The following is an 18,988-nucleotide window of genomic DNA, read 5'->3' as shown; positions in this document are numbered from 1 at the left end:
CCACTGCTGCGAACGCGGTAGTGCCGTCCTTCGCGCGGACGATTCGCGCGGGTCTCCCGGCGGTTACGGTGCCCCCATGCGCCGTCCCCTCGACTGGGCGATCGCCGTCGGGGTGGCGGGGATCCTCCTGGCGAGCGGCTGGTCACAGGGGGGTCCCGCCGGCTACGCCCTGCTCGTCCTGAGCGGCCTGTCGCTCGTCGGCCGGCAACGCGCGCCGGTCGTCGTCCTGGTCGTGACCGGCGCCGCCGCGGTCGGCTACCAGGCGGCCGGATTCGACGTGTTCGCGGTCGCCTACCTGATCGCGGTCTACGGGGCGGTGCGGGCCGGCCGACGCACGCTCACGATCGTCGTCAGCGTGGTGGTGCTCGCCGCCCTCCCCCTGGCCGCGCGCCTGCACGGCGCGGACGACGCGATCGCGCACGCCCGCAGCGTGCTCGAACTCGCCTGGCTGATCGCCGCCGGCGCGGCCGGTGAAGCGCTCCGCCAGGCCGAGCGCCGGGCGGAGGAAGCCGAACGCACCCGGGAGGAGATCGCCCAGCGCCGCGCCGACGAGGAGCGTCTGCACATCGCCCGCGAACTGCACGACTCGCTGACCCACCAGATCTCGGTGATCAAGGTCCAGGCCGAGGCCGCTGTCCACCTCGCGCAGCGACGCGGCGAGCCGGTGCCGGACGCGGTCCTCGCGATCCGGGAGGCCGGTCGGGAGGCCGCGCGCGAACTCCGCGCGACGCTGGAAGCCCTGCGCGACGACAGCAGCAGTCCGCCGCACGGGCTCGATCAGGTGCCCGACCTGGTGAGGCAGGCACGCACGACCGGCCTCGACGCCACCCTCACGGTCGAGGGCGACCGCACCGACGTCCCGTCCGCTGTCGATCGCACCGCCTACCGGATCGTCCAGGAGGCGCTGACCAACGTCACCCGGCACGCTGCCGCCACCAGCGCGGCGGTGCGAATCTCCTTCCGTCCCAACGCCGTGGCCATCCGAATCACCGACGACGGCAGCGCCAACCCCGACGCCCCGCCCGTGCCCGGCGTCGGCCTGCTCGGCATGCGGGAACGGGTGATCGCGCTCGGCGGCCGCATCCGGGCCGAACCCGCCGGTCAGGGCGGCTTCACCGTCGACGCGGAGCTTCCGCTGTGATCCGCGTCCTGCTGGTCGACGACCAGCCGCTGATCCGCAGCGGCTTCCGCGCGCTGCTCGACATCGAGGACGACATCGAGGTCGTGGCCGAGGCCGGCGACGGCCACGCCGCGGTGGAACTGGCCCGCCGACACCTGCCCGACATCGCGCTCGTCGACATCCGGATGCCGCTCGTCGACGGTATCGAGGCGACCCGGCGGATCGCCGCCGACCCGACACTGGCCGACGTGCACGTCGTCATCCTGACCAACTACGGCCTCGACGAGTACGTGTTCGACGCGCTGCGTGCGGGCGCGGGCGGGTTCCTCGTCAAGGACATCCTGCCCGAGGACTTCCTGCACGCCGTCCGCGTCGCTGCGCGAGGCGACGCGCTCCTGGCCCCCGCGATCACCCGCAAGCTGATCGACCGCTACGTCGATCGCCTGCCGCGCCCACCCAGCGAGGCGCTCGGCGGGCTGACGCACCGGGAACGCGAAGCCGTCGCGCTGGTGGCGAAGGGACTGTCCAACCACGAAATCGCCGACCGCATGGTGATCAGTCCGGTGACCGCGAAGACCCACGTGAACCGCGCGATGAGCAAGCTCGGCGCGCGCGATCGCGCCCAGCTCGTCGTCATCGCCTACGAGAGCGGCCTGGCCGGCTAGGACTTGCCGGTGAGGACGAAGCGGCTGTTCTGGCGGAGGTAGTCGACGACGTCGGCGGGGGCCTTGGTCGGGGAGCCGGCGTCGTAGGGCGGCTGCGGGTCGTACTCGATGCCGAGCTGGACGGCTTGGCCGTGGCCGCCGGGGACGACTAGTACGTCTGGGCTTGTTATTTCAGCCAGCGTGGCGTCGACGGCGAGGCCCAGACTGCCGATCTCGGTGCGGACCACGCCGGTCTTCTCGCCGACGAACACGACCTCGTTGCCGGGGTACTTGCTGAACACGTCGTAGGGACCGACCGCATCGAGCGCGGTGACCTTCGGGTACAGCAGGATCGCGAATTGCATCGTCTGCTACCTCCTCGTCGAAAAGCGCTGCCGGTACTCGCCGGGCGCGACGCCCAACGTCCGCACGAAGGCGCGGCGCATCGCCTCCGTCGTTCCGTATCCACTGCGACGCGCGACCCGGTCGACGCTCTCGTCGCTCTCCTCCAGCACGCGGCGGGCGGTCTCCAGCCGCACCGCGTCCACGTACCGGCCGGGCGTGCGGCCGACCTCCGCGGCGAACGCCCGCGCGAACTGCCGCGGCGAGAGGTTCGCGCGGCGCGCGAGTGCCTCGACGCTCAGGTCGGCCCGCGGGTTGTCGACGATCCAGCGCTGCACCTCGCGCAGCGGAGCCCGGTCGGCGACCTGCGCCGCCATCTGGGTGCTGAACTGGGCCTGGTTGCCCGGCCGGTGCAGGAACATCACCAGGTGCCGGGCGATGCTCAGCGCGACCTCACGGCCCAGGTCCTCCTCGACGAGCGCGAGCGCCAGGTCGATGCCGGCGGTGACTCCCGCCGACGTGGCGACCGGCCCGTCCCGGACGAAGATCGGCTCCGGATCGACGTCGATCTGCGGATAGCGTTTGGCGAGCGTGTCGCACGTTCGCCAGTGCGTCGTGGCGCGCCGGCCGTCGAGCAGGCCGGCTTCGGCGAGCAGGAACGCGCCGGTGCAGACCGAGACGAGGCGGGTGGCCTCCGGTGCCCGCTCGCGCAGCCAGGTGACCACGTCGGGATCGAGGTCGCGGGTGCCTTCGCCGCCGGGGACGACGAGGGTGTGCGCGGTTTTGGTCTTTTCGAGGGGTTCGTCCGGGACGAGCATGAGCCCACAGGAGGCTCGCACCGGCTTACCGCCGGGGCTCGCCGTGATCAGGCGGTAGGTCGCGGGAGCGGTCCGGTTCGCCCCCGCGAAGACCTCCAGCGGGCCGGTCACGTCGAGGCTCTGCACCCCGTCGAAGAGCACGACCACTACGCATCGCATGCCTTCAGCGTGGCGGTGTCCGGCGGCGGCAGCAACGTCGTCGTTCCCACCTTTCCTGCCACCGCCACCGCCACCGCCACCGCGCCGGGGCTACGTCAGATTTCCGGGCCTACGACGGGTTTCGGGGTCTACGACGGGTTCTGGGGCCTACGCGCGCCGACCGTAGGCCCGGCGAGACGTCGTAGGGCCGGGAACTCGTCGGCGGCGTGAGATCAGAAGTCGCCTGCGGCAACTTGGAAACAGACCAAACCGATTTTCCGCCACATTTTTACGACTTGCGCTCGATCGTCGAGGACGAAAAGGACGGAGTAGTGCTTCTTGATGTGGCGCTCGTAGAGTTCGCGTTTGACGATGTCGTCGCGGCGGTTGTCGCGGGCCCGGCGCATCAGGAGGCGCTCGTAGGGCACGCCCAGATGGTGGGTGAGCCAGGACTCGGTCTGGCGGCGGCACTCCTCGTCGCGGCCGGACAGCACGAGGATCGTGTGTCCGGCCGCGTGCAGGGCGCGCACGGCCGCGACCACGGCCTCCACCGGGGCGTCCTCCCCCACGCGTTGCCAGTCGTACGGGGAGCGGTCGGTGACCCGCGTGGCGAGGGTGCCGTCGATGTCGACGAGCACCGTTGACGGTGTCACTGTGCGGCCTTCCAGTAGGCGGCGCGGACCCGCCTCAGCCAGGCCTCGACCGCGGGCTCGTCCGGCGCCTCGGGGAGCGGTGACTTCGCGTCGGCGAACTTCTGTTGCGCCTCGGCCAGCACCGGCCGGGCCACTTCGGGGTCGTCCGCCACCCGGTCGCCGAACTCGCGGTAGCGCTCCGGGTCGTCGACGCGCAGTGTCAGCCGGCCGGTGACGTAGTAGTCGTAGCCCTGGTCGAGCAGGCGCAGCAGGTGCCGGCCGTGCTTGGACTGCCGCTTCCGCATTTTTGACTGGAACTGTCCGGTGGCGAGCAGGCGCTTGAACTGGGCGGTCGCGTAGCCGAAGTACGCGTTGCGCACGCCGTCGGCGCTGGCGAATGCGTCCCGGAGTTCGACGAGTTCGTCGCCGAGCGGGGTGCGCTGCTCGTACGTCGGCAGCCAGAGCAGTTCGGTGACCGTCGGGTTCGACGACAGGCACAGCATCGCGAACTTGCGGGCCTCGTGCATGGTCTGGTCCGGGTCGTGCTGGACGACCGTGGCGGCCCGGTCGATCGGCAGGTGCAGTCCGTGCAGCTCGGCGGTGGGCACGGCGTACACGCCGAGGCGGTCGACGTCGGAGCCCGTGTGGGCGAGTCCGTAGGCGGTCGATCCGACGACGCCGAGGAGCAGGGTGTTCACGGGGTTAATGGTGCCGCGTGGGGCCAAAGACTTATTTGTTCCGGCGGGCGATGAGGGCCTCGATGCCGTCGAGGAGAAGGTCGAGCCCGAACTGGAAGTCCGCGTCGTCGATCCAGTCGGGAGCGGCCCCGAACGCGTTTTCAGCGACGGCCGCCGAAAGCGCCGGATACTCCTCCGGCTCGAGCAACTCCCCGAGGATCCGCCCATAGTCGACGAGCCCATCGATGGGCTCGGCCAGTGCCGGCGAGCCGCCGCGCGGGCCGCCACGCGGGCCGGCGGTGGCGCCGGGGCCGCTCGTGCCGGTCGCAGATGGCCGAGGCGGAGCGGCTGCGGCGCCGAGCATGGCGACGACCACGCTCGCTTGCTGCGAGGCATAGCCGGTGAGGGTGGTCGCGATGTTGATTCGTTCGGTGTGGGTCAGGCCGGTGTCAGCCAGCGCCGCGAGGGCTCGGTCGAGCCAGCGCAGGGTGCGGGGGCCGGCGGGTGGGGCGGTGCGGCCCAGCGTCAACTGCCAGGGCCGACCCAGCAGGTAGTCGCGGTTCGCGCGGGTCCATGCGGTGAGATACGCGCGCCAGCCCTGAGCCTCCAGCGCCGGGGGCTCCGGCGCGGCGGCATCGGCCATCAGGAGCAACAGCTCGTCCTTGCTCCCGACGTACCGGTACAGCGACATCGTCGCCACCCCCACGTCGGCCGCGACGCTGCTCATCGTCACCTTGTCCAGGCCCTCGCGGTCCGCGATCGCGATCGCCGCGTCGACGATCGCACGCACGTCCTGACTCGGACGTGGCCCGTACCGGGCCGCGGTGTCTCGGCCCCACATGCGGGCCACCACCGGGGGCAGGCCGGCGTCCGCCACGTAGATCTCCCTCTCAGGTCTCTTGCGCGTCACTCTAGAGATCACCGACTCTGTACGTCATACGCTGTAGACGATACAGAGAGAGGCCCCATGCGTATTCACGACGTCGACGCGGTCCGCGGCTTCGCGTTACTCGGGATCTTCGCGGTGAACGTGACGTTCATGGCGTCCGGCTATCCCGGCAACCTGGTTCACGACCCGACGTTCGACTCCTCGCTCGACGACGCGGTCCGCACGCTCTCGTCGGTCTTCGTCGACATGAAGTTCTACGTTCTGTTCTCGTTCCTGTTCGGGTACAGCTTCACGCTCCAGATGGACGCCGCGCGACGTGCCGGAGCGGAGTTCCGGCCCCGCATGCTGCGGCGGATCGCGGGGCTGTTCGCGTTGGGCGTGCTGCACATCGTCGTGCTGTACGGCGGCGACATCCTCACCACGTACGCGGTGGCGTGCCTGGCGCTGCTGCTCCTGCGGAACGTCACCGACCGCACGGCGCTGCGGATCGCCGTCGGGCTGTACGTCGTCGTGCTGTTGAGCTTGATCTCGAGTGGACTGTTCGTGGACGGCTCGACGTTTCTGCCCGGCGAGTCCGAGGCGCTCGCGAACGGTGCCGACGCCACCCGGGCGCTGCTGGGCGACTGGGGTCCCAACATCGGCGAGCACCTCGCCGGTCTGCCGTTGCTGCTGCTGCAATCGGCGACGCTGCAGGGCCCGACCGCGCTCGGCATGTTCCTGCTCGGCATGGTCGCGGGACGTCGGCGCTGGCTCGCTCCGGAAACGAACTCGCACCCGGTGCTGCGCCGGATCCAGCTGGTGGGGTTCCCGGTCGGGATCGCAGGCGGGGTCCTCTACGCGCTCGGCGGGAACGGTGCCCCGCTGTGCGTCGCCGCGAGCGTGGCCACTGCCCCGCTGCTCGCCGCCGCGTACGTGGCCACGCTGCTGCGGGCCCGGCCCGTGGTGCGGCGGGTGCTGGCTCCGGCCGGTCGGATGGCGCTCACGAACTATCTCGCGCAGTCCGCGGTCGGCCTGATCGTGTTCACCGGCATCGGCTTCGGGTTCGCCGGGCGGTTCTCCCCGCTCGCGCTGATGGTGTTCGCCCTCGCGGTGTTCACCGCCCAGCTCGCCGTGAGCGCACTCTGGCTGCGCCGGTTCCGGTACGGCCCGGTCGAGTGGGGTCTTCGATGGCTGACCAACGGAACCCGCCCTGCGTTCGTCGCCGCGGGTGAGATGTCGGTCCCGGAACGACAATCCGATCGACGCTGACCGCGCACCGATCGGTCGCGCCTCCCCCGCCGAAAGGGCGATTTCACCGTTAACGCCCTAGGAACGGCCCGCTGGGCTCTCTTACGTTCGTCCCGTCCAATTTCGACTTTGGGGGGAACGAATGACTGGACTATCCCGACGAATCGCAGTCCTGACACTGGTGCTCGGTGCGTCACTGGGGGTCGCGGGTGCGCCGGCGGCTGCGGATTCGACGCCCGGGAAGATGATCGCTCCGCAGCAGGCCCAGCAGGCCGCGTTGGGCCTGATGAGCGCCGAGAAGGAGCTCGGCCTCATGTGCGGCCTGTCCAAGACCGCCGACCGGCTGCGCGCGCGGACGGTGCCGCTGGCGGTCGCTGCCAGGACCGCACAGGTCGCACTGAAGGCCGCGAAGGCCAAGCGCGGCTGCTCGGCGGCGGTGCAGCTCGGGGCAGCCGTGGCGTCGATCCTGACCATCGCCGAAACCGGTAACTCGGTGTACGTCGAGATGGATCACAGCTCGAAGCGGGGCTTCCCGCTCAAGAAGTGCACCGAGACGATCCGGGTGGGCACGTCCGAGGCGCTGTCCGTGCCGTACAAGGTCACCTACAGCTGCTGAGGTGACGACAGCGGGTGCGGCGGGCGCAGCAGTGCCCGCCGTTCGCCGTTGTCGGGCGCCGATGCGGTCTCGTCGTCCAGGGGCATCCGCGGTTCGCCGTCCGGCGGTGCCGGACGGTGGCCGCGGACGTCGCGGAGTAGCTGGTAGGTGGTCAGGACGAGGGCCACCAGCATCAGTGCGGCGAGCCACTTACGGTCCAGGTACGTGCCCGGCGGTCCACCGCGCAGCATGAACGGTAGGTAGGACAAGAACGACGCCGCCTGCACGATCAGCGGCAGGTACCAGCGCCTAGGCACGTAGAACGCGAGGACGAGCGTCAGGATGTCGGCGAGGTAGAAGTAGCGCTCGTGCATCCGGGGTTGCAGGAACGGCACGATCAGTGCGAAACACGTCGCAGCGGTGACGATGCGGGTGTGGTCCAGTTCGGTGCGGGTCGCGATCAGCACCCAGCAGATGCCGAGCACCGCGGCCCCGGCCAGCAGCGTCCCCAGTGACGCCAGCTCGAGGGCGCCAGTTCTGACGTCGAAGAATTGAAAAACGGTCGGACCGCCACGGGTCAGCCGGGCAGGGTCGTCCAACTGGTGGAAGTAGAGCGTGAGCACCTCGACCGGGTCACGGCCGAAAAGCATGATCGGGACGTCGACCGCGACGTACACCAGCGGCAGTGCGATCAGCGTGCGCCAGCGGACCGTGCCGGCGAGCAACAGCAGGGCGAGCGTCGGGAAGATGAAGATGCCCAGCGGCTTGGACGCGTAGGCCAGCGCGCAGAACGACACCGCGATCCAGTGCGAACCGCGCAGGAAGTGGTAGAGCGCGCCGACGGCGAACGAGGCCCAGATCGAGTCGCACTGGCCGTACATCGACGCGTTGATGACGACCGTCGGCAGGAACGCGACGATCAGCGCGGCCGCGGCCGGGATGCGCCACCCGGCGTAGCGCAGGCCGACGAGGCGGAACACGTACCAGGCGAGCAGCACGTCGAAGACGACGAAGATGGCTTTGAGGTTGTACAGGAGTTCACCGGGCAGCCACCCGGCGAGCATCAGCAGATAGAGGAATGGCGCGTTGTAGTTGCCAACGGGCGAATCCAGACCGTCGGCCTCCAAGTGGGCGTGCCACTCGAAGAAGATCTGCATGTCGCCGGTGACGTAGTCCCGTCCGACGTACCGGGTGGCGACCGCGATGACCAGCAGCGCGGCGAGCAGAACCCACTCCGACGCCGAGACCGACCGTAAACGCTGCAACGTCATGCGGAACATCTCCGTCACCTGTGGCGGATGGTGGCGAGTCTAAGCAGACTGTCCACTGTGCCTGAACACATTCCGGTGGACCTCCGGACGGACATACCGCACTCTGCCCGAATCTACGACTACATCCTGGGCGGTTCCGACAATTGCCCGCCCGACCGTGCCGCCGGCTGATGACCGGCTCCCGAGCGGCAGCTACCTCGCGCTCTCCACCGCCACCGGCGACATCGGCGAGGGCATCCACCGCGCCGCCGCGGCCTACGAGGAGCCGGGCATCTGTGTCGCGCTGCCGGACAAGGCCGGGGTGGAGAGGTTCTTCGAGGGGTACGAGCTGGTCGAGCCGGGGGTCACGGCGGTTGCGCTGGGCTGCGGGAGTCGGCACGGTTGGCTGCGTGTCGTGGACCGTGGTGGTGACGGTGGCCGGGAGCATGGTCGGGACGCTCGCCGGCGTGCTCGTGGGCGGGTTCCTGACCCGGCGTAGTCAGAGCCAGCACTGGCTCAAGGACACGAAGGCGGCCGCGTACCGCACCCTGTTACGCGAGTACGCCCGCATCGAGTTCGACGTGCGCCGCGCCTACCTGGGCACGCTCCCCGTCACCGACGTCGACTGGGCCCGCTGGGGCGGTGCGCTCACCGAGTTGAGCCTCGTCGCCGACGAGGAGGTCGTCACGGCGATCACACCCGTCGGTGACGCGCTGGTGCAGATGGACGCCTACGTCCACGCCGGCCACAAGAACGCGGACGAGTGGGCGCGGCTGCTCACCACCCTGGTCGACGCGCAGGTCGTGTTCGTCAATGCCGCCCGCCACAGCCTCGACCGCGCCCAGCCGCACCTCACCCTACCCATCGGAGGCCCACTGATCCCCGAACGCGACCCAGCGTCAGCCCACGACAGCGACCCGACCCCACGCCCGAGCCAGCGCGCGAACCCGCGCCCGAGCTAGCGCTCGGGCCGCGCGCCCGGTCAGCAGTTCTTGCTGACCCTCGCGGTCGTGTACTCGCGGTCGTCGGTCGTGATGCCCGACGGCCGGCCGTCGAAGTACGTCTCGACCTTCTCCCAGCCCCGACGCTGCTCGTAGTGCAGATGCGGCGCTCCGGAGTTACCCGTGCTCCCCAGCTTCCCGATCTGCTGACCCCGGGCGACCCGGTCCCCCGACGACACCAGCGGCGGCTCCAGGAGATGCAGGTACTGCGTCTCCCATCGCCCCTCGTGGGCGATCTTCACCCAGTACCCGCCCCCGGTCCCCCGCGGCCCGTCAGGATCCGCAGGTGTCCGGCCGCCGAGCGTCCCGTTGATCCCGGCCATCGTCACCGTGCCCTCGAACGATGCCAACACCGGACGCCCCCACGACTCCCCGTCCAGCGGAAAGAAGTCGACGTCGAAGTCGTCGTGCCCCGGGTACGTGCCCAGCTGCCACCGCTCCCCGCACGCCACCGGCATCTGGAACGCGGGCCGCGGCCCAGGAGGCCCGGCGAGCGGCCCGGCGTACGGCGACACCATCGGCCACACGAACCTCAGGCCCACGACAATGAGCCCGCCAACGAGAACCAGCCCTATCACAACGCGACGGCGCTGCCGCGGAACCCGAGCCGTCGTCACAGCTCAGATCGTGTCAGACGCCGGCAACGCTCTCTCGCAGCCCCAGCCCCGCCAGCTCGTCGGCGCGCTCGTTCCCGGGGTCCCCGGCGTGGCCCTTCACCCACTTCCACTCCACCTCGTGCACTCCGATCGCCGCGTCGAGACGCACCCACAGATCGGCGTTCTTCACCGGCTGACGTGCAGCGGTCATCCACCCGTTGCGCTTCCACTTCGTCATCCAGCTGGTGATGCCCTGCTGGACGTACGAGCTGTCGGTGTGCAGCACGACCGAGCACGGCCGGGTGAGGGACTCCAGCGACCGGATCGCCGCCATCAGCTCCATCCGGTTGTTCGTGGTGGTGCCGGCCTCGCCGCCGCGCAGCTCCTTCACCACGTCGCCGTACCGCAGGACGGCACCCCAACCCCCGGGCCCGGGGTTGGGAATGCACGCCCCATCGGTGTGAATCACGACGATCCGCTGGTCCATGGCCGAAAACTTACCGGCCGGCCATCCCTGCCTCGAGAGCGGCGATGATCCGCGGCCGCAGCGACGCCACCGACACGATCTCGTCGACCGACCCCACCTCCACCGCACGCTCGATGCTGTGCACCCGGTCGAACTCGGCCGCGACCTCGCCGAGCTTCTCGGCCCGCACGCCCGACTGCACCTCGGCCAGCCGCGCGTTCAGCGCCGCCCGCTCCGTAGTGTCGGCAGCAGCGGCCTGCGCCTGAAGTTCAGCCACCCGCGGGTCGGTCGCGGTCCGGTTGTTGACCTCGCCGGCGAACACGGCAGCCGCCGCCGGCGCGCCGCCGAGCACCGACGCGAACGAACCCTCCAGCGCCAGCACCGTCATCGACGGATTCAGCGCCTTCGAGAACACGACGAACGCCCCACCGTGGTACCGCGAGATCACGCAGAAGACGATCGGACCGGAGAAGTTGACGATCGCCCGCCCGATCTCGGCGCCGTACTCCAGCTGCAGCCGCCGCATCGACTCCGGCGACCCGTCGAACCCGGACAGGTTCGCCAGCACCACCAGCGGACGGTTGCCCGAGGCCGCGTTGATCGCGCGCGCGGTCTTCTTCGACGATCGGGGGAACAGCGTGCCGGCGGTGTACGTGTCGGGGCCGTCGGTGGGCGGGAAACCGCGGCGCGGCACCGCCCGGGACTCGATACCGATCAGGCACACCGGCCAGCCACCGATGTGCACGTCCTGCACCGCGGAGGTCTCCGCGTCGGCCATGCCCGCCCAGCGTTCGAGCACCGGGTGGTCCTGGTCGGTCAGCGCCCGCATCACCGTGCGGATGTCGAACGGCTTCTTCCGGTCGGGGTTCAGCGCGGTCGAGAAGATCTCGCCCACGGTGCGGAAGTCGCTCTCCACGATCGCGTGCGGGTAGTCCGAGATGTCGCGCGAAGCCGGGTCAGCGGTAACGGCCCGGCGCGGCGACGACTCCCCCGGCACGACGTACGTGTGGTCGTAGTGCTTCATCAGCACGTCCCGCGCGGCCGGCAGGTTCGGCGCCCAGTACTGCGCCTGGCCGTTCGGCCCCATCACCCGGTCGTACCCGCCGATGCCGAAGTTGTCCTCGGCCGACACACCACCGGAGAAGTCCAGCGCCTGCTTGCCGGTGAGCACCATCGCCGAGTCCGGCGTCATGATCAGCACACCCTTGGTGTGCATGAGCATCGTCGCTTCGGCGTTCCAGTACGGCTGCGCACCGACGTTGATGCCCGCGACGACGATGTTGATCTCGCCCCCGGCCTGCGTGAACGCGACGATCCGCTTGAGCGCGGCCGCCACCCAGTCCATGTTCTCGGTGCCCGACGTCATCGAGATCCGGGCACCGGCCGACAGCGCGAACCATTCGAGCGGCACCTGCATCGAGGTGGCCAGGTCCAGGGCCGCGATCACCCGTGAGCACTCGGGCTCGGACAGCGCGCCCAGCGCCTTGGTCGGGTCACCGAGCAGGATGACCCGCGTCACGCCTTCCGGGTACCGCGGGGTCGGCGTCGTCACGACACCCACCACGAGCGCAGCCGTGTTCTTCCCGCGCGGCCGGTCCACCGGCTCCAAGGAGTTACCCACCAGGTCGTACTCCACGAACGACCCCAGCAACCCGGTCAGCTCGTACGGGTACACGTTCCCCCGCCGCGCCGCACGCAGCACCTTCTGCCGGTAGTCGTCGAGCGGCAGGATCAGCTCCGTCGACGGCGCGCCCACGTCCAGCCGCATGCCGCGCCCCGGGTCGAACCCGATCCGCACCGAGAGCTCTTCGAGCTCACCGGCGTCGTTGCGCTGCCGGCCGACGAACTCGACCTCCTCCAGGCCCGCCCCCGACGTCGTCGGCAGGACGCGCTGCACCAGCGCTTCGAGCTCGTCCGGCGACAGGTCCGTCGGCGGCCACACGTAGAGCATGATCCGGTTCGTATCGAAACGCTTGCTCTGTGGACGTTGTGCCTGGACCGCCCGGATCGCGTCGAGACCCGCGGTCACCGCGTCCTCGACCGCCGGCAGCGCGATCAGGCGACCGTCGGCCTCCCGCAGCGGCGTCAGGTCACGGACTTGGCCCATCGCGATCAGCCGCTCGTCCGACGGGTTGCTGCGCGCGACCGCCTTGAACAGGTAGATCTCTTCGTCCGACGAGGGCAGGCGGGTGAGGTCGAACTCCCGCAGACGCGAGATCTGCAGCCGCTCGGCGATCTGCGGGTGCAGCCCGCGGATGAGCCGATCCTCCAAGAACGACGACGCGCCCTGGCGGTACGTGAAGTGGTGGTGCATGCGCGCACCCGCGGTGCCCGCGACCGTCACCGTGATCCGCGAAACGCCCGCTGGGAACGTGACCCCCGCCAGCATTCCGTCCAGCCGACCGGCCATCGCGTCCGCGTCCGGTTGGTCCTCCCACGTGACGTAGAGGTCTGCCGCGATCGGGCCGTTGAACAGCGCCACCGCCTCGAGCGCCCCGGCCAGCCCCGCGATGTCCACCGCGGTCGTGACAACGCGCTCCACGTCGTCAGAAGAGAGGAACTCAGCCGTGACGAAGCGGTGGCCGGCGACGTCGAGCGAGCTGACGCCCGTCAGTCCCCGGTTTCCGTAGTAACGGCGGGTGAGCACCTCCAGCAGCGGCGCGGAATCGCGGTCGGTGCGGCCGGTGCGCTGGCCGACGAGACGCACGAGCGGCTCGGCGACGGCCACCATCGACGCGATGCGCTCGGCGCGGTCGGGCGCCTCGGGGTTGGCGTCGAGGTAGCGCAGGTGGTCGCGGACCTCGGCGTAGACCGTCGCGCGGGTGCGGCGCAGCAGCGGCTGGGCGAACCAGCGGAAGACGATGCCGCGGGCCAGGTCGGAGACCGTCGGGAAACGCACCTGGGTCGCTTCGATGACGTGCGCGAGCGTGAGGCCGGCCGGCTCGCTCATCGGCTCGACGGGCGGCGGGCCGGCGAGCCACTGGCGCAGCAGCTCGGAGACGATCGCGACGTTGCTGCTGACGTTCTGCTGGGCCAGCACGATGCGGAACACGGCGGCTTCCAGCTCCGGCGTGCGGTCGAGGCCGCTGACGCCGTAGTGGGCCAGGACCTTCTCCAGCCGGGCGCGGAAGCTCGGCGGCAGGCCCGCGCGGTCGGCGTCGAGACTCTGCAGGTAGCTGTGGAAGAACTCGCGCGGGCTGTGCACGGGGCTGCCGGGCTCGACGTCACCGTCGCCGCGGGGGCGGTTGCGGCTCAGTTCGGAGAGGTCGGCGAAGACGGTGAGCAGGTCGAGCTCACCGTGGAGGTCGCCGCGGGCGGACAGGTATGCGGAGAGCGCACGCTTCTGGTCGTGCGGGTCGACGTCGAAGCCGAGCAGGAGGCTGCGCAGGTCCTGCAGGCAGCGTTCCGCGGTGAGCTCGGGAGCCGCGCCGGGCAGCTCGATGTCGACGGCGTCCCGGGACTCCTCTTCCGCGACGACATCGCCCAGCGGTTCCAGCCGCAGCAGCGGCGCCCCCGCCTCGACCTGGCTACCCACCGACACCGGGCACTCCCGCACCCGTGCCTTGAACGGCGCGCGGAGCACGGTCTCCATCTTCATCGACTCGAGCACGAGGATCGGCGCACCGGACTCGACTTCGTCACCGACGGCGAGCGGCGTCGCGACGACCAGCGCCGGAGCGGGCGACCGGACCACACCGCCCTCGTCCCGGCTGACCCGGTGCGTGACCCCGTCGACCTCGACCAGGTGCACCGGCCCGTGCACCGCCGTGACCAGCCGGAACCGCTGGCCGTTCACCGCGATCCGGCCGGAGTGCGGGTCGTAGCGGTCCACGTCGACGTCGGCGGTCACCCCGTCGGCGAACCCCACGCGAAAAGCACGCTGCCCCACCCGCACCACGCTGACCCGGTAGCCCACGCCCCGCAGCTTCAAATCCAACGGCCGCCCCGGATCGTGCCGCACCTGCGGCCGCCCCCCGTGCGCGGTGGCGAACAACCGCTGCCGGCTGATCTCCTCCTCGTCCTCGTACGCCTCGATCGCGGCCGCGGCGAGCGCGATCGCGGAGTGCCGGTGGCTGACGAGGCGCCCTTCGGCGCGCACGCGGTCGATCCAGCCGGTGTCGGCACGTGCGTCGATGACCTCGGGCTGGTCGAGCAGGTCGAGCACGAAGCTCTTGTTCGTGGCGCCGCCCTCGATCAGGACGGTGGTCTCGCGCATCGCCCGGCGCAGGCGGGCGAGCGCCTGGTCGCGGTCGCGGCCGTAGGCGATGATCTTCGCGATCATCGAGTCGAAGTCGGCGGGGATCGTGTCGCCCTCGCTGACACCGGTGTCGACCCGGATGCCGGGGCCGGCGGGCAGCGCGAGGCGCGTGATGCGTCCGGGGGCGGGCGCGAAGTCGCGGTCGGGGTCCTCGGCGTTGAGCCGGGCCTCGACGGCGTGCCCCTTCTCGACCGGCTGCGGACCTTCCAGGCGTCCGCCGCCCGCGACGTGCAGCTGCAGGCGCACGAGGTCGGTGTCGGTGGTGACCTCGGTGATCGGGTGCTCCACCTGCAACCGCGTGTTGACCTCGAGGAACGCGAACAGCTTCTCGCCCGGGTGGTACAGGAATTCCACGGTGCAGGCCCCGCGGTACCCGACCGCTACTGCCAACCGCTCGGCCGACGTTTTGAGCTCGTCGACCTGGCTGGCTCCCAGGACCGGGGACGCCGATTCCTCGATGATCTTCTGGTTGCGGCGCTGCACGGAGCAGTCGCGCACGCCGAGCGCCCACGCGGTGCCCTGACCGTCGGCGATGACCTGCACCTCGACGTGCCGCGCGCCGGTGACCAGCCGCTCCAGGAACACGACACCGGAGCCGAACGCGCGCAACGCCTCCTGGCTCGTGCGCTCGTAGGCGTCGGCGAGGTCGTCGCCGGAGTCCACGCGCCGGATACCGCGGCCGCCACCGCCCGCAGTGGCCTTGAGCATGAGCGGGTAGCCGATCTTCTCGCCGGCTTCCAACGCTTCTTCCAGAGTGGAGACTGCGCCTCGGCTCCACGGCGCCACCGGGACGCCGACCTCCTCGGCGATCAGCTTCGCGCCGATCTTGTCGCCGAGCTTGCGCATCGCGTCGGCGCTCGGGCCTACGAACGTCACGCCGATCCGGTCGCACAGCTCGGCGAACGCCGGGTCCTCGGCGACGAAGCCCCAGCCGACCCAGGCGGCGTCCGCGCCGGTGTCGAGCAGGGCCTTTTCGAGGACGCCCAGGTTCAGGTACGGCCGGGCGGACGCCGGGCCCAGCGAATACGCGATGTCCGCTTCACGCACGAATGTGGACGTTCGGTCGGCGTCCGTATACAGCGCGACCGTCTCGATCCGCACCCCGGTTTCGGCCGAAAGGTCCCGGACGGCGTGAATGAGCCGCATCGCAGCTTCTCCACGGTTGACGATGGCCACACGACTGAACACCGGCTGGATCTCCCCACTCCCAGTACGGACAGACTGCTCTCTACCTTGCTCGATTCCGGAGACCAGACCAATGGAGCGGACCACGCATGGTGCGGTAGATGCGTTGTAGGAATCCTCCAAAAACGCGGGAGGGTTCGCACTTCACGTCACCGTGCGCACCCGTGATGCCACAGCTTGACGATTGGCATTGCGCATGGCATCAAAGTGATGCCACTATGGCGCCATGGAACTTGGCCCCTATGTCGACGCCGTTCGCCACGAGCTCGCGCTCGCCGCGGCGGCCGGTGGCGACGACGCCCGCGAACTAGCGGAGCGGCTCACCGCGCCGCTCGAGTCCGCGCTGCGCCTCGCCCTGCTGGACGCGCTCTCCGAAGCCGCCACCGAGATCACCCGGGACCTCGCGCCCGGCTCGGTGGACCTGCGCCTGCGTCAGCGCGAACCGTCGTTCGTCGTCACGCCGCCGCCTCCGGAGACGCCCGAGGCACCCGAGCCCACCGCTCCGCCGGTCGCCGACAGCGACGACGACACCACCACGGTCCGGATCAGCCTGCGGCTGCCGGAGAACCTCAAGTCCCGGGTCGAGCAGGCGGCCGCCGTGGCCGGCGTCTCGATCAACACCTGGCTCATCCGCACCGCGACCGTCGCCGTGAGCGTCGGCAACCCCGGCCAGACCCCACCCCGCACCCCGCCCACCGCGTCGCCGGGCGTCGGTCAGCGCTACACGGGCTGGGTCCGATGACCGTCACTTCCCGAAGGAGCACCGCGATGCCCACCTACGACACCCCGCAGCCGATCTCCGTCGACCTCAACATGGTCGCCGGCGACATCCGGATCCTCGCGGGCGAGCGCTCCGACACCGTCGTGACCATCTCCCCCGCCGATACGGCCGGTGACCGTGACGTCCGCGACGCGCAGGACACCGTCGTCGACTTCGCGTCCGGCCGGCTGACCGTCCGCGGTCCGCGTTCGTACAGCCCGTTCCGCCGGGCCGGAATCGTCGACGTCACGATCGAACTTCCGACCGGCTCCTCGGTCGACGCCAAGCTCGGCGCGGGCGCGCTCCGCTGCTCCGGCACGCTCGGCGCCACCCGGCTGAAGAGCGGCGCCGGTGATCTGCAGGTCGAGGACGTCGCCTCGCTCACGGCGACCACCGGAATGGGTCAGATCTCGGCCGGAAACGTCGCCGGCGACGCCGACCTCACGACCGCATCCGGGCAGCTCACCGTCCGGTCGGTGCGAGGGCGCGCCGTGCTGGCGAACAGCAACGGCGACAGCTGGATCGGTGACGCCGCCGGCGACCTGCAGGTGCGCTCCGCGAACGGCAGCATCACCGCCGAGCACACCGCCGGGCTGGTCACCGCGAACACCGCGCTCGGCGACATCCGCCTCACCGCTGTCGTCAGCGGCACGGCGACGCTGAAGACCGCGGCCGGGCGCGTCGAGGTCGGCATCCAGCAGGGCACCGCCGCCCGCCTCGACGTACACACCGACTTCGGTCGCGTCGTCAACGAACTCGACGCGGCAAGCGGGCCGGCCGCGACCGACAACCGCGCCGAGGTGAAGGCCCGCACCGCGTTCGGCGACATCCTGATCTACCGATCGGTGGGGGCTCCGTCATGAGCGCGATCACCGTTTCGGGGCTGCGGAAGTCGTTCAAGGACCTCGACGTGCTGCGCGGCGTCGACTTCGACGTCGCCCGGGGCAGCATCTTCGCGCTGCTCGGCTCCAACGGCGCCGGCAAGACCACAGTCATCAAGATCCTGTCGACGCTGCTCAAGGCGGATGGGGGCACCGCGGACGTCAACGGTTTCGACGTCGCCACGGAACCGGGCGAGGTACGGAACTCGATCAGCCTCACCGGGCAGTTCGCCGCTGTCGACGAGATCCTCACCGGGCGCGAGAACCTGATCCTGGTCGCCCGGTTACGCCATCTCCCGGATCCGAAGAAGATCGCCGACGACCTGCTGCGCCAGTTCGCGCTGACCGAGGCCGGCGGACGGCGGACGTCGACGTACTCCGGTGGCATGCGCCGCCGCCTCGACATCGCGATGAGCCTGATCGGGAACCCGCCGATCATCTTCCTCGACGAGCCGACGACCGGGCTCGACCCGGAGGCCCGCCTGGAGGTGTGGCGCGCGATCCGCGAACTGGCCGATGCGGGCACGACAGTGCTGCTCACGACCCAGTACCTGGACGAGGCCGAACACCTCGCCGACCGGATCGCGATCCTCCATGGGGGTCAGATCCTGGTGAACGACACCCTCGCGGAGCTGAAGAAGCTGCTGCCGCCCGCCGAGGTCGAGTACGTCGAGAAGCAGCCCAGCCTCGAGGACGTCTTCCTCGCCCTGACCGCGAAGGACAAGTGATGACGTTCCTCGGTGACACGGTCACGCTGCTCGGACGGTCGCTGCGGCACGTCACCCGCAGCGTCGACACGATCATCACGACCACGCTCGTGCCGATCTTCTTCATGCTGATCTTCGTCTACGTGTTCGGCGGTGCGATCCAGACCGGGTCGAAGTCGTACGTGTCGTACCTGCTCCCCGGCATCCTGCTGATGACCATCGCCTCGGGGGTCGCCTACACCGCGTTCCGGCTCTTCGCCGACATCCAGAACGGCATCGTCGAACGGTTCCAGTCGATGCCGATCGCCCGCTCGAGCGTGCTGTGGGCCCACGTGCTGACCTCGGTGATCGCCAACACGATCTCCCTGGTCGTCGTCGTGCTGGTCGCGCTGGCCATGGGATTCCGGTCCGGTGCCGGGTTCGGCGCGTGGCTCGCCGTCGTCGGCATCGTGCTGTTGTTGACGCTGGCGCTGACGTGGGTGGCCGTCATTCCCGGCCTGATCGCGAAGACCCCGGACGGCGCGAGCGCGTTCGGCTACCCGCTGCTGTTCCTGCCGTTCCTGAGCTCGGCGTTCGTCCCCACCGATTCGATGCCCGGCCCGCTCCGGGCGTTCGCCGAGCACCAGCCCGTGACGTCGATCGCGGACGCTCTTCGGGCCCTGTTCACCGAGCAGCCGGTCGGGTCCGACATCTGGGCCGCGCTGGCCTGGTGCGTCGGGATTCTCCTCGTCGCGTACGCCGGTGCGGTGGCCGTGTACCGCCGGCGCATCTCCTGACGCCTCGACGGATCCGTGCGGTCATC

At 70.3% G+C, this 18,988-nt stretch carries 20 protein-coding genes; 11 read left to right on the top strand and 9 right to left on the bottom strand.

Annotated features, from left to right (window positions below):
• The first annotated feature begins 76 nt into the window (after positions 1 to 76).
• Complete coding sequence (locus ACGFY5_RS08530; protein WP_392718881.1) at positions 77 to 1,141, top strand: sensor histidine kinase; 1,065 nt, start codon at positions 77 to 79, stop codon at positions 1,139 to 1,141.
• Positions 1,138 to 1,785 (top strand): response regulator, encoded by a 648-nt coding sequence (locus ACGFY5_RS08525; protein ID WP_392718879.1) that lies wholly within the window; start codon positions 1,138 to 1,140, stop codon positions 1,783 to 1,785. Before ACGFY5_RS08530 ends, ACGFY5_RS08525 begins: the two co-directional genes overlap by 4 nt.
• On the opposite strand, the gene ACGFY5_RS08520 is transcribed toward ACGFY5_RS08525, so the two are convergent.
• The 5 genes from ACGFY5_RS08520 to ACGFY5_RS08500 form a co-directional block, all read right to left on the bottom strand.
• Positions 1,782 to 2,129, bottom strand: coding sequence for a DJ-1/PfpI family protein (locus ACGFY5_RS08520; RefSeq protein WP_392718877.1), 348 nt, complete (start codon positions 2,127 to 2,129; stop codon positions 1,782 to 1,784). The genes ACGFY5_RS08525 and ACGFY5_RS08520 overlap by 4 nt on opposite strands.
• A 6-nt stretch (positions 2,130 to 2,135) precedes the next feature.
• A complete protein-coding gene (locus tag ACGFY5_RS08515) occupies positions 2,136 to 3,083 on the bottom strand; it encodes a GlxA family transcriptional regulator (RefSeq protein ID WP_392718875.1) in 948 nt (315 codons plus the stop codon).
• Between the two features lie 212 nt (positions 3,084 to 3,295).
• Positions 3,296 to 3,700 (bottom strand): polynucleotide kinase, encoded by a 405-nt coding sequence (locus ACGFY5_RS08510; RefSeq protein WP_392718873.1) that lies wholly within the window; start codon positions 3,698 to 3,700, stop codon positions 3,296 to 3,298.
• 11 nt (positions 3,701 to 3,711) lie between these two features.
• Positions 3,712 to 4,392 (bottom strand): DNA polymerase beta superfamily protein, encoded by a 681-nt coding sequence (locus ACGFY5_RS08505; RefSeq protein WP_392718871.1) that lies wholly within the window; start codon positions 4,390 to 4,392, stop codon positions 3,712 to 3,714.
• Positions 4,393 to 4,423: 31 nt separating this feature from the next.
• Positions 4,424 to 5,248, bottom strand: a complete 825-nt coding sequence (locus ACGFY5_RS08500) for a TetR/AcrR family transcriptional regulator C-terminal domain-containing protein (protein ID WP_392718869.1) — start codon at positions 5,246 to 5,248, stop codon at positions 4,424 to 4,426.
• A 90-nt stretch (positions 5,249 to 5,338) separates the two neighbouring features.
• Between ACGFY5_RS08500 and ACGFY5_RS08495 the strand changes: the two genes are divergently transcribed.
• Both ACGFY5_RS08495 and ACGFY5_RS08490 read left to right on the top strand, forming a co-directional pair.
• Positions 5,339 to 6,508, top strand: a complete 1,170-nt coding sequence (locus ACGFY5_RS08495; RefSeq protein ID WP_392718867.1) for a DUF418 domain-containing protein — start codon at positions 5,339 to 5,341, stop codon at positions 6,506 to 6,508.
• A 121-nt stretch (positions 6,509 to 6,629) separates the two neighbouring features.
• Positions 6,630 to 7,103, top strand: coding sequence for a hypothetical protein (locus ACGFY5_RS08490; protein WP_392718865.1), 474 nt, complete (start codon positions 6,630 to 6,632; stop codon positions 7,101 to 7,103).
• On the opposite strand, the gene ACGFY5_RS08485 is transcribed toward ACGFY5_RS08490, so the two are convergent.
• Positions 7,091 to 8,353, bottom strand: coding sequence for a hypothetical protein (locus ACGFY5_RS08485; RefSeq protein WP_392718863.1), 1,263 nt, complete (start codon positions 8,351 to 8,353; stop codon positions 7,091 to 7,093). The genes ACGFY5_RS08490 and ACGFY5_RS08485 overlap by 13 nt on opposite strands.
• A 27-nt stretch (positions 8,354 to 8,380) precedes the next feature.
• On the opposite strand from ACGFY5_RS08485, the gene ACGFY5_RS08480 reads away from it, so the two are divergent.
• Genes ACGFY5_RS08480 through ACGFY5_RS08470 form a run of 3 tightly spaced genes read left to right on the top strand, consistent with a single transcriptional unit; the run spans position 8,381 to position 9,294 of the window.
• Positions 8,381 to 8,524: an SAM-dependent methyltransferase gene (locus ACGFY5_RS08480; protein WP_392718860.1), complete on the top strand. Its 144-nt coding sequence runs from the start codon at positions 8,381 to 8,383 to the stop codon at positions 8,522 to 8,524.
• Positions 8,511 to 8,831, top strand: a complete 321-nt coding sequence (locus tag ACGFY5_RS08475; protein WP_392718858.1) for an SAM-dependent methyltransferase — start codon at positions 8,511 to 8,513, stop codon at positions 8,829 to 8,831. The genes ACGFY5_RS08480 and ACGFY5_RS08475 overlap by 14 nt, the downstream gene beginning before the upstream one ends.
• Positions 8,743 to 9,294, top strand: coding sequence for a hypothetical protein (locus ACGFY5_RS08470; RefSeq protein WP_392718856.1), 552 nt, complete (start codon positions 8,743 to 8,745; stop codon positions 9,292 to 9,294). Before ACGFY5_RS08475 ends, ACGFY5_RS08470 begins: the two co-directional genes overlap by 89 nt.
• 20 nt (positions 9,295 to 9,314) lie before the next feature.
• On the opposite strand, the gene ACGFY5_RS08465 is transcribed toward ACGFY5_RS08470, so the two are convergent.
• From ACGFY5_RS08465 to ACGFY5_RS08455, 3 genes are all read right to left on the bottom strand, one after another.
• Positions 9,315 to 9,851 carry a M23 family metallopeptidase gene (locus ACGFY5_RS08465; protein ID WP_392718854.1) on the bottom strand — a complete coding sequence of 179 codons (537 nt, stop codon included), beginning with the start codon at positions 9,849 to 9,851 and terminating at the stop codon, positions 9,315 to 9,317.
• Positions 9,852 to 9,963: 112 nt separating this feature from the next.
• On the bottom strand, positions 9,964 to 10,416 hold the full coding sequence (rnhA, locus tag ACGFY5_RS08460) for a ribonuclease HI (RefSeq protein WP_392718852.1): 453 nt from the start codon (positions 10,414 to 10,416) through the stop codon (positions 9,964 to 9,966).
• Positions 10,417 to 10,426: 10 nt separating this feature from the next.
• The gene (locus ACGFY5_RS08455; RefSeq protein WP_392718850.1) at positions 10,427 to 15,841 is read right to left on the bottom strand and encodes a biotin carboxylase N-terminal domain-containing protein; all 5,415 of its coding nucleotides are present in this window, start codon (positions 15,839 to 15,841) and stop codon (positions 10,427 to 10,429) included.
• A gap of 223 nt (positions 15,842 to 16,064) precedes the next feature.
• On the opposite strand from ACGFY5_RS08455, the gene ACGFY5_RS08450 reads away from it, so the two are divergent.
• From ACGFY5_RS08450 to ACGFY5_RS08435, 4 genes are read left to right on the top strand one after another with little or no spacing between them, the layout of a single operon-like run.
• On the top strand, positions 16,065 to 16,580 hold the full coding sequence (locus tag ACGFY5_RS08450; protein WP_392718848.1) for a hypothetical protein: 516 nt from the start codon (positions 16,065 to 16,067) through the stop codon (positions 16,578 to 16,580).
• A gap of 26 nt (positions 16,581 to 16,606) precedes the next feature.
• Entirely contained in the window at positions 16,607 to 17,461 is an 855-nt protein-coding gene (locus tag ACGFY5_RS08445; RefSeq protein ID WP_392718846.1) for a DUF4097 domain-containing protein, read from the top strand.
• Positions 17,458 to 18,207, top strand: a complete 750-nt coding sequence (locus tag ACGFY5_RS08440; protein ID WP_392718844.1) for an ABC transporter ATP-binding protein — start codon at positions 17,458 to 17,460, stop codon at positions 18,205 to 18,207. Before ACGFY5_RS08445 ends, ACGFY5_RS08440 begins: the two co-directional genes overlap by 4 nt.
• Positions 18,207 to 18,962, top strand: coding sequence for an ABC transporter permease (locus ACGFY5_RS08435; protein WP_392718842.1), 756 nt, complete (start codon positions 18,207 to 18,209; stop codon positions 18,960 to 18,962). Before ACGFY5_RS08440 ends, ACGFY5_RS08435 begins: the two co-directional genes overlap by 1 nt.
• Positions 18,963 to 18,988: the final 26 nt, after the last annotated feature.

The sequence above is a fragment of the Cryptosporangium sp. NPDC048952 genome, assembly GCF_043197895.1.
Lineage (GTDB): Bacteria > Actinomycetota > Actinomycetes > Mycobacteriales > Cryptosporangiaceae > Cryptosporangium.
The sequence above is the reverse complement of the archived record's forward strand: the minus strand, read 5'-3'. Positions and strand labels throughout refer to the sequence as shown.

Excerpts from the sequence above, each read along its gene's own strand:
- rnhA (WP_392718852.1), bottom strand. The coding sequence starts at position 10,416 with ATGGACCAGCGGATCGTCGTGATTCACACCGATGGGGCGTGCATTCCC.
- ACGFY5_RS08490 (WP_392718865.1), top strand. The coding sequence starts at position 6,630 with ATGACTGGACTATCCCGACGAATCGCAGTCCTGACACTGGTGCTCGGT.
- ACGFY5_RS08495 (WP_392718867.1), top strand. The coding sequence starts at position 5,339 with ATGCGTATTCACGACGTCGACGCGGTCCGCGGCTTCGCGTTACTCGGG.
- ACGFY5_RS08530 (WP_392718881.1), top strand. The coding sequence starts at position 77 with ATGCGCCGTCCCCTCGACTGGGCGATCGCCGTCGGGGTGGCGGGGATC.
- ACGFY5_RS08435 (WP_392718842.1), top strand. The coding sequence starts at position 18,207 with ATGACGTTCCTCGGTGACACGGTCACGCTGCTCGGACGGTCGCTGCGG.
- ACGFY5_RS08480 (WP_392718860.1), top strand. The coding sequence starts at position 8,381 with ATGGTGGCGAGTCTAAGCAGACTGTCCACTGTGCCTGAACACATTCCG.
- ACGFY5_RS08440 (WP_392718844.1), top strand. The coding sequence starts at position 17,458 with ATGAGCGCGATCACCGTTTCGGGGCTGCGGAAGTCGTTCAAGGACCTC.
- ACGFY5_RS08520 (WP_392718877.1), bottom strand. The coding sequence starts at position 2,129 with ATGCAATTCGCGATCCTGCTGTACCCGAAGGTCACCGCGCTCGATGCG.
- ACGFY5_RS08485 (WP_392718863.1), bottom strand. The coding sequence starts at position 8,353 with ATGACGTTGCAGCGTTTACGGTCGGTCTCGGCGTCGGAGTGGGTTCTG.
- ACGFY5_RS08445 (WP_392718846.1), top strand. The coding sequence starts at position 16,607 with ATGCCCACCTACGACACCCCGCAGCCGATCTCCGTCGACCTCAACATG.
- ACGFY5_RS08515 (WP_392718875.1), bottom strand. The coding sequence starts at position 3,083 with ATGCGATGCGTAGTGGTCGTGCTCTTCGACGGGGTGCAGAGCCTCGAC.
- ACGFY5_RS08465 (WP_392718854.1), bottom strand. The coding sequence starts at position 9,851 with ATGGTGTCGCCGTACGCCGGGCCGCTCGCCGGGCCTCCTGGGCCGCGG.
- ACGFY5_RS08450 (WP_392718848.1), top strand. The coding sequence starts at position 16,065 with ATGGAACTTGGCCCCTATGTCGACGCCGTTCGCCACGAGCTCGCGCTC.